Origin of the sequence: Burkholderia sp. AU45274 (assembly GCF_030482505.1) — a bacterium.
Classification (GTDB): Bacteria; Pseudomonadota; Gammaproteobacteria; order Burkholderiales; family Burkholderiaceae; genus Burkholderia.
This window is the reverse complement of the sequence record NZ_JAUJQE010000001.1, coordinates 481916-496530: the sequence shown is the minus strand read 5'-3', so window position 1 is coordinate 496530 and position 14615 is coordinate 481916. Positions and strand designations below refer to the sequence as shown.

The 14615-nt window shown below is 62.8% G+C and carries 11 protein-coding genes; 6 read left to right on the top strand and 5 right to left on the bottom strand.

Annotation, left to right across the window (positions count from 1 at the left end; translation table 11 throughout):
- Nucleotides 1–35: 35 nt before the first annotated feature.
- From QZM35_RS02325 to tssB, 5 genes are all read right to left on the bottom strand, one after another.
- Complete coding sequence (locus QZM35_RS02325; protein ID WP_301775335.1) at nucleotides 36–818, bottom strand: DUF3304 domain-containing protein; 783 nt, start codon at nucleotides 816–818, stop codon at nucleotides 36–38.
- Nucleotides 793–1785, bottom strand: coding sequence for a DUF4123 domain-containing protein (locus QZM35_RS02320; protein ID WP_301775334.1), 993 nt, complete (start codon nucleotides 1783–1785; stop codon nucleotides 793–795). The genes QZM35_RS02325 and QZM35_RS02320 overlap by 26 nt, the downstream gene beginning before the upstream one ends.
- Complete coding sequence (locus tag QZM35_RS02315) at nucleotides 1785–4136, bottom strand: type VI secretion system Vgr family protein (RefSeq protein WP_301775333.1); 2352 nt, start codon at nucleotides 4134–4136, stop codon at nucleotides 1785–1787. Before QZM35_RS02315 ends, QZM35_RS02320 begins: the two co-directional genes overlap by 1 nt.
- Nucleotides 4137–4215: 79 nt before the next feature.
- The gene (gene tssC / locus QZM35_RS02310; RefSeq protein WP_089432315.1) at nucleotides 4216–5766 is read right to left on the bottom strand and encodes a type VI secretion system contractile sheath large subunit; all 1551 of its coding nucleotides are present in this window, start codon (nucleotides 5764–5766) and stop codon (nucleotides 4216–4218) included.
- Nucleotides 5767–5839: 73 nt separating this feature from the next.
- Entirely contained in the window at nucleotides 5840–6352 is a 513-nt protein-coding gene (gene tssB, locus QZM35_RS02305) for a type VI secretion system contractile sheath small subunit (protein ID WP_089428097.1), read from the bottom strand.
- Between the two features lie 577 nt (nucleotides 6353–6929).
- Here tssB and tssK point away from each other — a divergent pair.
- From tssK to tssE, 6 genes are all read left to right on the top strand, one after another.
- Nucleotides 6930–8279 carry a type VI secretion system baseplate subunit TssK gene (tssK, locus tag QZM35_RS02300; protein WP_301775332.1) on the top strand — a complete coding sequence of 450 codons (1350 nt, stop codon included), beginning with the start codon at nucleotides 6930–6932 and terminating at the stop codon, nucleotides 8277–8279.
- Entirely contained in the window at nucleotides 8279–9034 is a 756-nt protein-coding gene (locus QZM35_RS02295; protein ID WP_179255103.1) for a DotU family type IV/VI secretion system protein, read from the top strand. The genes tssK and QZM35_RS02295 overlap by 1 nt, the downstream gene beginning before the upstream one ends.
- Nucleotides 9031–10809 carry an OmpA family protein gene (locus QZM35_RS02290; protein ID WP_301775331.1) on the top strand — a complete coding sequence of 593 codons (1779 nt, stop codon included), beginning with the start codon at nucleotides 9031–9033 and terminating at the stop codon, nucleotides 10807–10809. Before QZM35_RS02295 ends, QZM35_RS02290 begins: the two co-directional genes overlap by 4 nt.
- Nucleotides 10810–10903: 94 nt before the next feature.
- Nucleotides 10904–11389 (top strand): Hcp family type VI secretion system effector, encoded by a 486-nt coding sequence (locus tag QZM35_RS02285; protein ID WP_006750272.1) that lies wholly within the window; start codon nucleotides 10904–10906, stop codon nucleotides 11387–11389.
- A gap of 93 nt (nucleotides 11390–11482) precedes the next feature.
- Nucleotides 11483–14191 carry a type VI secretion system ATPase TssH gene (tssH, locus tag QZM35_RS02280; RefSeq protein WP_301775330.1) on the top strand — a complete coding sequence of 903 codons (2709 nt, stop codon included), beginning with the start codon at nucleotides 11483–11485 and terminating at the stop codon, nucleotides 14189–14191.
- A complete protein-coding gene (tssE, locus tag QZM35_RS02275; protein ID WP_089428100.1) occupies nucleotides 14188–14610 on the top strand; it encodes a type VI secretion system baseplate subunit TssE in 423 nt (140 codons plus the stop codon). Before tssH ends, tssE begins: the two co-directional genes overlap by 4 nt.
- Nucleotides 14611–14615 lie beyond the last annotated feature (5 nt).

The following is a 14615-nucleotide window of genomic DNA, read 5'->3' as shown; positions in this document are numbered from 1 at the left end:
GTGGTCGAATAGCGAATTTCGAGTCGTGTCGATGTCTAATCAAAGCGACCTCGCTTGATCTCTTGCACGACGGTGTCCGGCAACCTCTGCATCGCAGCACCAAAGGCGCCTGGCGTACCTCTCGTTTCCTTCAGAATCCGTTGCACCGCTGGATGCTCATCGAATTTCGGATTGACGATCTGTCTGTAGTACACGTACTGCACGAGATCTGTCGTGTCGGTCAGGCGATACTTCAGCCAACCCTGGGCCGCAATTCGTGCCGTGCGTCGATAGGCGACGGCCATGTCGGCATCGTCAGGGTTCGCCGCCTTCCCATATTTGGTCTGAAACAAGTGGTCCACCTTTGTATAGGCGATCCTCGTTCCGCTCATGTCGTTCCGAATCTCGAACTCGATGTGATCATCCGGATAAAAGTGCACGGCCAGCACGTCTTCCCCCGCCCCGCCTTTGACTTTTGTCGGCGGAAACTTCACCTCGGTCGTCTTGTGGATCTTCTTGATGGGCGCGTACGGGTCTTTCATGAACTCATCCTGGTCATATATCTCCCACTCGACCGTGAATTCCGTCCCCTTCAGCTTGTAGCAACAACTGAGGCTTCCCGCGCCCGTACCCGGCGGCAAATCTCCCCCTCCACCCGCCCTGTTGCCATACTTGTCGCGAATCGTGAACTCGCTCAGATTGAACGGCGTGTAGTTGAGCCCCATGATGCTGACACCACGGTAGGTCGGCTCGGACGAAAATGCATCGCAACCGGTTAGCGCCAGCGCCAGAACCAATAGGATGAAAAGCCGACTAATCACGCGACGTTCCTCCAGCATCCTCCGAGTCCGACGCGATGCGAGCCGTCTCCCGCAATACCTCCGCGTCGATATCACTCAATGCGTCCCGAAACGTCTGCTCACCGTTCATCGCGCGCTCCAACCTCCCCCGGATCACCGGATGCTCATCGAACCGCGGCGAAATAACGACGCCCTTTGAAACGTAGTTCAAGAGATCGTCATCGTCGGCTATACGGTATCGACCAGCACGTTCGAGCTGTTCCGAAATACGCTCGTAGAGCGCCCGATCCGTAAAATCGTCGAGCATCGCGCCATACATCGCGCGCAACTGCATCGCAAGCTTGTCGGCACGGCCGAGATGCAGCAACGTCATGTGCTGCTCGCTCGTCATCACCTGCTCTGCGTCGACGACTGCATCGGCGACACCGGCATCGTTGCGCCAGACGATCTCGTTCGACTCACGATCGCGATGCCATATCTCGACACATGGCGACAGAAACGCCTGAGCCTGTTCTGCGCTCCAGACTTCTCGTAACCGGACAAGAATCCGGTTATCGTAGAAATGCAGAAAGTACGCGCGCTTGTCGGGCGTCGAGTAACGGCAGAACGAGCGAAAATGCGCGACCAGAGACCGAATGGGAAATGGCGACCATATCCACGTCAGCATGTGCCGTCCGCTCGACTCTCTCCAAAGTCGCCGGACTAGCCGGCTGCCGAGGTCGCACGAATCATCGAATGCAAAGCGACCGATCCCGATCAGATACGGGGCGATGTCCGTATAGGACTCGAGAACGCTGCCGCCCCAGAGCGACTCCCATTCGAGCCGCGGCACCTGGGCAAGCAGTTTGTCGAGCCCCGGATTGGCGCGCGCATCGGCGAGCATATACAGGTACGCCGCAACGCCGTCCGCATCGAACGTGTCGAATTGCGCGACCAATCGATCACGCCATGCCTCCCACGGCGCGTCCGACTCTCGGGTTGGGGCCGCACGTCCGGTTCCGGCCATCAAGCGACCTCCGTCATCGCTTCGACACCACGGTGCGCATCCAGCAAACACTCCTTGCATGGCCCAATGGGCATATTCGGCAAACGGGCCGAATGCGACGCAGGGCCGGTCCAGTGGAAATTTCCGCACTTGAGCGTGATATCCCCCGGGCATCCGAGTTCGATGTTGCCGCCATCGATCTTGAGATAGGCACCACCACTTGTCAGGGTCAGCGCACCGCGCGAAGCCGCGAGGATCGCACCATCGCTGCTCGTGAAGTTCATGTCCTTCGATGCCGACAGCGCCATCGCACCCGTGCGGGCCTGGACGACGACATCCTGTTTGGCTGCGGTGACCCGTACCCCCTGCGCCTGTGCGAAGAGCGATACCTGTCTTCCCGCCGCAACGGTGAAGTTCCGCATGATTCCGACGTCGAAATTTCCGCCGGCCGTCGCGATCAGATTCCGGTCCGCATTGACCTGCAAATGCTCGCCAGACGTGAGGCCGATACCTGACGGTGCGCTCGCCAGAATAGCGGCACGCTTCAAACCATCCAGCGCTTCCGCATATAACGACTTCTGCTGCTGCAACTCGGCGACGGTCGCCTCTGCCGCTCGTACCGCCTCGGAAAGCGACTCCATGCGATCGATCGCCCGCTGCAACTGCGCCTGCGCGTCCTTCATGTCGAGCTGGTGCCCCGAGGCTCCAATCTGCGCCTCGGTACTCAACAACATGCCCTTCGGGCCGCGCGCCGCAAGATGCCCGTCGGTACGCAGCTCGGCCCCTTGACCTCGTTCGTTACGGGCATCGTCAACCATGTGCCCCAGATTCAGTTCACTGGTCTGAGTCGGCGTCGTGAGATGAATATGCTCGACACCCTCCTTATCCTCCATCCGCAACTCATTCTGCGCAGCCGTCCGAATAAGGTTCCGCGTATGGTTCAGGTTGTTGACCAGATCCGGATGCACGCTGTCATGCATCGCCCCGATGATCACCGGCCGGTTCGGATCACCGTCCGTATGGACAATCGCCACCTCTGCCCCGTCGATCAACGGAAAGTGATGCCCGTAGTTGTCACCGCTATAAGGCTTCGCAAACCGCACCGGCCGGCTCGTCCCACCCGGGCTCCATTCATCGAGATCGAACGGCAGCTTGATCACGTACCAGCCCTGTTCGGTCAGATACGCATATTTGTAGTTACCCGGCGACGTAATCCGCGCCGGCAAAATCCCGTCGACCACCGGCCGCGAAACCGAAGCCACCGACGTGCGCCACACACGATCCGACGGAATCCCCTCGAACGCCACCCAGTACGACTCGTTCCGCCCGCCGTGCGACTCGACCGATGTAACGAAAACCCCGTGCTTCGCGTCGGCCGGATTCGGCTCGACCCGCATCACCTCGCCGGCTTCGAGCCAGAACGGATTGCCCGTCCCCTTGAACATAATCTGCTCGGCCAGATACGCTTCATGCCTCAACCGAGCAACCCGCTTCCCCTCTTCGGGCGTCTCGTAATGCTCGCCCCAGCGATAATCGACGGCATTCGTCGTCTTGTCGTCGCTTGCCGTGTTTTCCTCGACCAGCAGCGATACCCCGGCCTGCCGATGGTTGTAGTCATGCAGCCGCACGGCCTCCGGCACGCGCTTCATCTCGCGCCCGAGCGTCTTGATCGCATCGGCGCCGACACTCTCGAGCCCCGAGTCGCGCCGATACGGCACCGTGCGCTGCTTGCGCGCATACGCATCCAGATCGTCGCCGAACACGACCACCGCGCGATCCTTCTTCTGCTCCCAGCGAAACCAGATCCCCTCTTCCGCACAAATACGCTGAATGAAGGCGAACGTCGTCTCGTGATACTGCGTCACGTACTCCCGACGCTTGTACTGCCCACGCAACTGAAACTGGAAATCGACACCCGCGCGATACCCGTAATGCCGCAGCGTGTCGGTCACGATCTCCTCGACCGACTGCTTCTGAAACAGCCGGCTGATCACGCCACGATCGAGATCCGCCAGCGTCGGTTCCAGCACGACCCGGTAGCGCGTCTCGTCCGCCGACGTCCCAAGCTCGTCGAACTGCGTGATCACGCCATGAACCGCATACGCCGCCGGCTTCACGCTGAACTGCGCCGCGTTCTCCCCGAACATCTTCCGCAGGTAATCCATGTCCGGATCGATCGGATCGGCAACGAACTTCGCCGGCCGGCCCAGCACCTGGTCCATCGGAATCCCGGCCGCCGGGCTTGTGAATTCGATCTCGTATCGATAGAGCTGGCTCACGCGGTCCAGCCCGGTGAACTTCAGGATCGAGAAAGGCGCCGGATGCGGCGCCAGCTTCAATTCATAAGCCTGCGTAGGCAAAATCATCGACATCGACTCTCTCGGTTGCGCAACCACACGACACTGCCGGGGCAACCCTCGTCACCCCGGCGGCTCGCGATCAAACGTCGGATCAGTTCTTGGCCTTCGGCATCTGCGACACGAGCGACAGCCCAATATCCATCCCTTCGACCTGGAAGTGCGGGACGATGAACAGCTTGATCCGGAAGAAGCCCGGGTTGTCCTCGATATCCTCGACCGTGACCTTCGCCTCGCGCAGCGGATGCGACGCCTGCAACTCGTCGCCCGGATCCTTCATCTCGGTCACGAGCCCCTTGATCCAGTTGTTCAACTCGAGTTCGAGCAGACGACGATCCTTGGTCGTGCCGATGTTCTCGCGCTGGATCAGCTTCAGGTAGTGCGCGATGCGCGACAGCAGGAAGATGTACGGCAGCCGTGCATTGATGCGACTGTTCGCGGTCGCTTCCTTGGTCTCGTACAACGCAGGCTTCTGCGCCGAGTTCGCGGAGAAGAAACACGCAAAGTCGTGGTTCTTGTAGAACGACAGCGGGATGAAACCGAGATTCGCGAACTCGAATTCACGGGTTTCCGGGATCAGCACTTCGGTCGGGATCTTCGGCTGGTAGCCGGTGCCGAGGTCGTACAGGTGGACCGGCAGATCCTCGACCTTGCCGCCCGCCTGCGGCCCGCGGATCTGCACGCACCAGCCGTTGCTCACGAAGCTGCGCACCATGTTCGCCGCGAACGCGAACGACGCATTCATCCACAGGTACTTGTCGTGATCGGGGCCCTTGACGGCCTCCTCGTAATTGAACGCCCGCACCGGTGCCGTGTCCTTGCCGTACGGCAGACGGCCGAGCACGCGCGGCATCGTCAGGCCCACGTAACGGGCGTCGTCGGTATCGCGGAAGCTCTTCCACTTGATGTATTCGGCGCGATCGAAGTAGTTGCCGATGTCCTGGATCGCCGCGACTTCCTCCATCGACTGCTTGCCGAAGAACGCCGGACCGACCGAGCCGATGAACGGCATGTGCGCCGCGGCCGCCACCTTCGAAATGTTGCGCAGCAGTGCGACGTCCATCGGCGAATTCGCGAACTCGAAGTCGCTGATCATCGCGCTGATCGGCTGGCCCCCCGGCGTGTCGTATTCCTCGATGTACGTCAGGCGGTACAAGCCGCTCTGGATCAGTTCCGGCGTATCCTCGAAGTCGCGCTGCAGCGCATCCTTCGATACGTCCAGCACTTCGATGCGCGCGTTCTTGCGGAAATCGGTACGGCTCACGAGCATCTTCAGGCCGCGCCAGCGCGCTTCGAGCGCCTGGAATTCCGACGTATGCATCACGGCGTCGAGCTGGCGGCCGATCTGCCGGTCGATCTGGCCGATATGGAAGTCGAGCAGCGATTTGTCGAGGCGGTCCACCGGCTGGCTCGCCTTTGCGACGAGTTCGAGGAACGCGCCCATGCCGCGTGCGATCCGTTCGTCGGCCGATGCCTCGGACAGCATGTCGTTGTCGCGGAACGCCTCGAGCGGTCGCGCTTCACTGATCGGTTTCAGGTTGATCTTGCTGCACAGCGACGCATAGACGCTGTCGATATCCCCGTGCGGGGCGTCCAGCACGACGGTCTCGGTCGCGCCGCTCTGCTGGGTTTCAGTGGGTTTCATCTCGGGTCCTGTCTGCGATCGAATCGCTACGATGTTGCGGAATGCGCTGAACGCGCGTTTTGCCCAGCGGCGTTCACGCATGCCCTTCCGGCTGCGTCGCGGCGGTCGCGATCTGCGCGAGCTCGCCGCGCAGCTTCGCGGACAGGCGATCGTCCTTCAGCACCTTCTCGAACTCGCGGCGGAACATGCCGTTGTCGAGCAGATTCGATTTCAGGTCGCGCAGCAGATTGCGCATCGCGAGAAGCGCCTGGAGTTCGGGAATCTGGCGCGCCACCTGCTCGGGCTCGAAATCCTTGATCGACCGGAACGACAGGTTGACGGGCAGTTCCGAACCGTCGCCGGCCAGCGTGTTGTCCGCGGCGATCTTGAGATCCGGCGCGTAGTCGGCCAGCACCGCATCGAAGTTGTTCTTGTCGATGTTTACCTTCTTGCGCTCGGCCAGCGGCGCCTGTTCGCGCCCGGCGCTGAAGTCGCCCGCCACCAGCAGCTTCAGGGGCAGCTCGACCTTCTTCTGCGCCCCGCCCGTATGCAGATCGAGGGTGATCGACACCCGGCTCTTCGGGATCTCTCGCTGAAAGCTATCCAATTCGTTCTCCTTATCTCAGGAAGCTTGAAGACTCCGCGACACGCACCCACGACCACGGATGCTCCGTCGTCCGCATCGCCCATGCCGAACCCCGCAACGTGCATCGACGGACGACCGAGTCGGATATTCGCGGCCCGATATCCGACTCAGGCGGCAGAAAATATCACGGCCTTTATCAACGAGTAAACCCGAAACACAAAAAAATCGGAAATTAACGACACGGCAATTTTTCGAGCATAAGACTTGTCCTACTTTCACGCGATCTCTCGACGCACGCTACGGCGCCATGACGCCACCCGCAAACGATATCAAAATATTCCTTAAATTCCCCCTATCTATATGATTTTTATGTGATAAATTTCACACAAAGGCTAGGCATAATCTTAATAAAAAAACTGCACCTCATGATTCGACACATGAAAACCAAACCCACCGAATCAATCTCACAATAAATACCCATTTATCTCAAATTAATCGACACGATTTTCAACAAATTCGAATAAACCGGGGTATACGAAATCGCAAAACGATGTATAGAATCGGCGCCTCATAATTCCTGGATCATTACAACCAAACCATGCGGATCGACAAACCGCTCTGGCATGAAGGGCTGATTCTTACGCAGCAGCATTTCCAGCAGCAGGAACGCTGGAACGGGTTCGCGCTGCAACAACTGGCTTCGGCGATTGCCGTTGAGCCGTGGGGGACGCTGAACGTCGACGTCGACGAAGAGGCTCTTGCCGCCGGTCGCCTGAAGCTCACCCGGCTGCAATTGCGCTTCCCCGACGGCACGCCGATCGACACGACCGTCGCCGATGCGTTGCCGCCCGCGCGCGACCTGACCAGCGAAATTCCTGTCGATGCCCAGACCATCGACGTGCTGGCCGCGCTCGCGCTGCCCGATGCGAACGGCAACAACTGCCGCTTCGACGAAACGGCGCTGGCCCGCCCGCGGCGCGCGTATCGCGAATTCGTCAAGGTGACAGACCTGAACGGCGCAAGCGAAACCGAAATCGCCGCCGAGCGCCACGCCGTCCGGTTGCTGTTCGGCTTCGAGTCGCACGCGGACGACACGGCATGCGCTATCGCACGACTGATACGGACGACAAGCGGACAGTTCCAGGTCGATCGCCGATATGTCCCGCCTTGCCTGACGTTATCCGGTCACGCGCTGCATATCGAGCGCGTCCAACGGATCGCCGATATCCTCGCCGCCAAAAGCGCGATCCTCGGTGCGCGCCGCAGCGAGCGCATCGAGCAGGTGGCCGAATACGGCGTCGCCGACGTCCAGCTTTTCTGGCTCCTGAACTGCATTCATCAGGCCTGGCCGCAACTGCGCTTCCTGGCGTCGCACCCGGGGCAGCCGACCGATCGCCTGTACCAGGTACTCACCCAGTTGGCCGGCTCGCTGACCACGTTCTCGACGCGCGTCTCGCTGACCGATATTCCCCCTTACGATCATGCGAGCTCCCATGACGTGTTCACGACGCTCGAATCGCTGATTCGCGATCTGCTCGACGCGATCATCCCGTCACGGGTCGTCTCGATCGGGCTCTCGCATACGACGCCGACCACCTGGGTCGGCCAGTTCCGCGACGAACGCATCGTCGAAGGGGCCGCGGACTGGTATCTGTCCGTCAACGCCGCACTGCCGGCATTCGAGCTCGTCGAACAGTTCCCGCGCCTGTGCAAGATCGGCGCACCGGACGACGTCGAACATATCGTCAATTCCGCCGTTGCGGGAATTCCGCTCAAGGCTGTGCAGCGGGTGCCCGGCGCCATTCCGGTCCGGCTGGACAACCACTATTTCGCGCTCGATGCGCGCGACGCCGCGCATGCGAGGATGCTCGCCGCACGCGCCTGCCAGATCTATCTGCCGGCGTCGGTTCCCGACGCGTCGATCGAACTCTATGCGGTGCTGCGCTGATGAACACCCTCGTCTCCACACGTCACGAAGCCGCACTGCTTGCGCGGGAGCCGTCGTCCGGTCACTCGCCTCGAGCGTCGATACGTGCGCTGCTGCGCGATACGGCGCTGCTCGTCTCTCATCTGTCGAACGGCGGTCAGGTCGACAACCAGGAAAACCTGCGTCGGCAATGCCTCCGGCTCGTCGCCCAGTTCTCGACAGCGCTCGATGCGCAAGGGATTGCCGCTGACGTACGGGACGATGCCGTCATCGCCCAGTGCGGGCTGATCGACGAAGCCGCCCTGCGGTATCTGCCGGCCGCCAGCAAGGGGGACTGGGAGTCCCGACCGTTGCAGGTCGACCGATTCGGCACGCACGACGCCGGCACGCGCATTTACGAACGGCTCGAATTCCGGATGCGCGAACCCGCACCGAACGTCGACTTGCTCGAATGCTATGCGGCCGTTCTCGGCCTGGGATTCCGCGGCCGCTACGCCGCCCGCTCGGGCGCATCGGCAGACGCGCACGACGGCGAAGCGAAACGTCAGGCACTGATCGCCGCACTGGTGGCGCAGATAGATCAGTTGCGGCCGGCCACGCGGCCGGGCTTCGTCACCGATCGCTCGAACACGCGTCTGATCGACCGTCTCAGAAGCCTGTCGCCATGGGCGATCGCGGGAACGGCCTGCGTGATCGCGATACTCGTCTGGTTCGCGTGGGATCGCATCCTCGATGCGGAACTGGCACAACTCGTTCAGAAAGTGAAACGGCCGTGACTTCGGACACCACGCACCCACCTGCCGCCACCCACACCGATTCCGATGCGGCACGCGCGGCCCTGTCGGGCCTGGGCTATCCGCTACGCTCGGTCGTGACGCTGTCCGCGGCGCTGACGCTGGCCGTCATCGGAGGGGTGATGCCCGTCGATCGCGGCGTCATGTGGGGATGGGTGGCATTCATCGTCGCACTCTCCGTGCTGATCCTCTGGCGGCATTCGCGCAGATTGACGCGGGCTCGCGAACGGAACGTACACGTGATCGCGCAGCTCGGCGCAGCGACCGCCGACCTGCCCGTCGCTCTGCGCACGAGAATGCCGCTCGCCCTCGTCATCGGTGACGGCCTGCCGGCCTTGTTCGATCGCGATACGGCACGCTCGCGCTTCGTCCATGTTGGCGACGGTGCAATCTGGTTACGCGCAGATCGGCCCCAGGATCTCCCCCGGCTCGCTGTCGCGGTCCGCCAGTGGCGCGACGGCCATGCGCCGGATTGCGTCGTGCTGTCGGTCGCGCCGGGCCTTCATGCGAACGACGATACGCTGTCGCAGTCGTTGCGCGTGATCCGTCAGGCCGTTGCGGATGCGTCTCGCATGCTCGGCACGTCGCTGCCGGGCTACGTCGCCCTCTATCAGCGACTCTCGAACGCAGATGCCGCGACGATGCCGGCGGCCGGTGAATCGGCGGCCCAGTGGTATGGCATGTCGACGGGATCGGCAATCGTCGATCTGCACCGCTTCGACGCCGCAATCGACGCAGCCGAGTCGGATGCGTTCCATGCCGAAGGAAGCCAGGCGGTCGCGGCGCGTGCCGCCGGAATCGCGTCGATGATCGGATGGAGCCGCCGTATCGTGTTCGACCCGCTGACGGATCGACGCCAGCCCGCCTCGCCCTGGCCGCTGTTCGGCGCCGGCTGGATCGACCATGGCCCGGCAACGGGCCCCGGCAAACCGTGGGAACGTGAAGTACGCGGCCAGACGGGTATCGCTCCCTCTGCACTGCCTGCGTCGCCGCTGCCCTGGCCCTTGCCGCAGCCGCTGATCGACGCGACGCCACGCCGGTCGTGGCGATCGCCGCGCATCACCGCCGTCGCGCACGTCATTGCGATCGTTGCCTGTGCTGCGATCGCCGCCATCTGCTGCGCCGCGAAGAACAACGAGGCGCTGATGGCTCGCATCGGCGAGCACCTCGAACGCTACAACGGTATCCCTGCCACGCAGGACGCGGCAAAACGCGACGCGCTCCGGGTCCTTGCGTCGGATCGCGATCAGCTCGACCGGTACGCGCGTGTCGGCGTTCCGCTCCGGCTGTCGTTCGGCACTTATCACGGTGCACCGCTGCTGCCGGTCCTCAACGAAGCCATCGCCTCGTATGAACCGCCCCCACCGCCGCCCGCCGTCGTCACGCTGGACAGCATGTCGCTGTTCGACAGTGGCAAAGCGCAGCTCAAGACGGGCACCACGCGCGCGATGGTCGATGCGCTCGCACTGATCAAGGCACATCCCGGCAAGCGCGTGCTCGTCGCCGGCTATGCAGACGATCAGGGCCGGCCCGATCGCAACCTGAAGCTGTCGATCGAGCGAGCGTCGGCCGTGCGCGACTGGCTCGTCGAGGCATCCGGCATCGCACCGACACAGTTCGCGATCCAGGGCTATGGCGATACGCGACCGGTCGCGGATAACGCCACACCGGAGGGGCGAGCAAAGAATCGTCGGGTCGAGATCACGCTCGTGCCCGATACACCGGTGCCTGCCGTCCCAACCGGTGCCGCGAAGTAATACGCGTTTGGGTTCCCGAGGCGGCCGCCTCGGGTTTGTCAACGCCGGAATCCGATTCCGGCGATTCGTAGTACGAAGAAGAAGGAGTGAACAAATGGCAATTCCGGCCTACATGTGGCTCAAGGACGACGGCGGTGCGGACATCAAGGGTTCGGTGACCGTCCAGGATCGCGAGGGCAGCGTCGAACTGGTTGCGTTCGATCATGGCGTGCACATTCCAACCGACGGCAATACGGGCAAGCTGACCGGCACGCGCGTGCACAAGCCGATCACGCTGACGAAGGAGACGGACGCATCGACGCCCTATCTGTACAAGGCTGTGACGAGCGGCCAGACGCTGAAGTCGGTCGAGATCAAGTGGTACCGGATCGACGACGCGGGCAAGGAGAAGGAATACTTCAACACGAAACTCGACAACGTGAAGATCGTCGCGGTGAAGCCAAAGATGCTCGACATCAAGAACCCCGACTACGAGAAGCACAACCATCTCGAAGACGTTGAACTGCGTTACGAGACGATCACGTGGTCCTACAAGGACGGCAACATCATCCACAAGGACACCTGGAACGAACGTTCCTGATGGACTGAACAGCTGGCGGATTCCGTCGCTCGCGCGACGGGAATTCCGCCGCTCCCGGCAACCGCCCTCCTCCCCTCCTGACCCGCTACCGACATGACGCCGCCGCTCCGGGACGCTTCCCATCTCATTCGCTGCCTCAATCCCCACTGCACGCGTGCGCTCGAAGCCGCCGCGAGTCTTTGCCAGACCCGGCTCGCCGACGAAATCGCGGTCGAACACTGGGTATTGAAGCTGATCGAGGCGGACGATGGCGACATTCCCGCGCTGCTGCGCCACTACGATCTCGACATCGATGCCGTCTGGGAGGCAATGATCGAGGTGATCGACCGCATGCCACGCACGTTGCGCGGCATGCCGGCGCTGTCGCGACAGCTCGCCACCGTGATCGAGGATGCGTGGGTGCATGCGATGGCCGACGATCGCGCCGGCACCATTCGCTCCGGACATCTGCTGCAGGCCATCGTCGATGCGCCGCACGTGCTGCGAACGCAGCGTGCGTGGCCACTGCTGTCGGTCTCCAGCGTGCAGATCCAGCGCGTGCTGCCGCGGCTTGGACGACGGTCGTGCGAAAACGCCGGCGACGACCCCATACGAGCGCGCGAAACCGACTCGGCCGGCGATCTGCCCGCCGACGGCACGACGCCGTCGGCCACCTCCCCGCAACACACCCCAGCGCGCACGGTCGAACCTGACGCGCTCGCGCGCTTCGCACTCGACCTGACCGAAAAAGCGCGTCGTGGCGAGATCGATCCTGTCTTCGGCCGCGACCGGGAGATCAGGCAGATGATCGACGTGCTCGCACGGCGCCGCAAGAACAATCCGATCCTCGTCGGCGAGCCCGGCGTAGGCAAGACCGCGCTGGTCGAAGGGCTCGCATTGCGCGTCGTCGAAGGCAGCGTGCCGGAAACGATCCGGGATACGCGCATCCTGACGCTCGATCTCGGCTTGCTGCAAGCCGGTGCGGGCGTGAAAGGCGAATTCGAACAACGGCTGAAGAACGTCATCGACGAAGTGCGGGCTTCGGCCACGCCGATCCTGCTGTTCATCGACGAAGCGCACACGTTGATCGGCGCAGGCAACGCCGCCGGCGGCGCCGACGCGGCCAACCTGCTGAAGCCGGCGCTCGCGCGCGGCGAATTGCGCACGATCGCGGCCACCACGTGGGCCGAATACAAGGAATACTTCGAACGCGATGCCGCGCTCGAACGACGTTTCCAGGTGATCAAGGTCGACGAACCGGACGACGATACGGCCTGCGTGATGCTGCGCGGGCTTGCGAGCCGATACGCGAAGCATCACGACGTCCACATCCGAGACGAAGCGATCGTCGCGGCCGTGCGGCTGTCGCGCCGCTACATCCCGGCCCGGTTGCTCCCGGACAAGGCGGTCGACCTGATCGACACGGCGGCGGCACGCGTGCGGATGGCGCTCGACGTCCCGCCGACGGAACTGCAACAGGCTCGCGCAACGCTGGCGGCGCTCGAACTGGAGCGCGCCGCACTCGATGCGGACGCCGGCGCCGGGATTGCCGATATCGCCGGACGGCGCGCCGCCATCGACATCGATCACAACACCCTGCGCGACACTGCCGATGCGCTGCTCGGCCAGTACACACGGGAACGCAAGCTCGTCGGGATATTACGTACGCTGCGCAGCGCGTCCGAGCGGGCGCCCGATCCGGCCGCCGTCTCCAACACGATCGATGCGTTATCGACCGTTCAGGGTAAAGCACCGATGATTTCGCCCGACGTCGACGCACAATCCATCGCGCGTGTCGTCGCCGAATGGACGGGCGTGCCGGTCGGCAATCTCGTCGAGGACGAATTGCGCAGCCTGCTCGCGCTCGAGGCGACGCTCGCTGCCCGCGTCATTGCACAAGACGACGCGATCGCTGCACTGGCCGAGAGCCTGCGCACCGCCAAGGCGGGCCTGAAAAGCGAACACGCACCGCTCGGCGTGTTCCTGCTGGCCGGACCATCCGGCATCGGCAAGACTGAAACCGCACTGGCGCTCGCCGACCTGCTGTTCGGCGGAGAAGCCGCACTGACGACGATCAATCTGTCCGAGTACCAGGAAGCGCACACGGTGTCGCAACTCAAGGGCTCGCCGCCCGGCTACGTCGGCTATGGACGCGGCGGCGTGCTGACCGAAGCGGTACGTCAGCGCCCGTACAGCGTCGTCCTGCTGGACGAAGTCGAGAAGGCGCATCGCGACGTGCTCGACATCTTCTATCAAGTGTTCGACCGTGGCACGATGCGCGACGGCGAGGGGCGCGAGATCGATTTCCGCAACTGCGTGATCGTGATGACGACCAATCTCGGCAGTGCAGAAATCGACGACGCGACAGCCGACGGCGCGTCGATTACGCAGGCAGGCCTGCGAGAAGCCATTCACTCACAACTGGTCGCGCACTTCCAGCCGGCGCTGCTCGCACGCTTCCAGACACTCGTCTACCGGCCGCTCGACGCCGCCGCGCTCGCGTCGATCGTGCGCATCAAACTGGGCAAGATTGCCCGGCGCCTCCATCGGCAACATGCCGTGACACTGACGTACGCCGACGACCTGATCGAATCGATCGCGCAACGCTGCGTGTCGCGGGAATCCGGCGCACGCAGCGTCGACGCGTTCCTCAATCAACGCGTGCTGCCCGTTGTCTCGCACGAACTGCTTGCCCGGATAGCCGAAGGTGTCACGCCGAGTGAAATCCTGCTGTCGGCAGCGCCCGACGGTACGATGACAATCGATTTCATCGACGTACCGCGGGCCGTCAACGAAGGCGCAGGCCAACGGAGCCATCGATGACCGCTGGCCCGTCCCTCTACGACATGCTGCTCGGCCAGATCGGCGGCGAACCGATCGGCGCTTACGACGACCGCACACTCGAATGCCTGAGCGTTCAGCAGAACGTGCGCCGCATTCTCAACACGCGGGCAGGCGCGCTGAAACACCTGCCCGACTATGGCCTACCCGACTTGACGAACATCTACAAGGCTCTGCCCGCGTCGGCGCATTTGCTCAAGCAGCAAATGGAAGCAACGCTGTTGAAGTATGAGCCGCGCATCCGCTCGATCGACGTCGGAATCGTCGATGACCGCGATCCTGGCATCCTCGTCAGCTTCGAGATGACCTGCCACCTGAAGAACGCGGGGCTCGTGCGTTTCGGCACTTACTTCGAGCCGCCCGGTCGTCTGCGCATCGAACGGTACGTCGCCCGCTCATGACCACG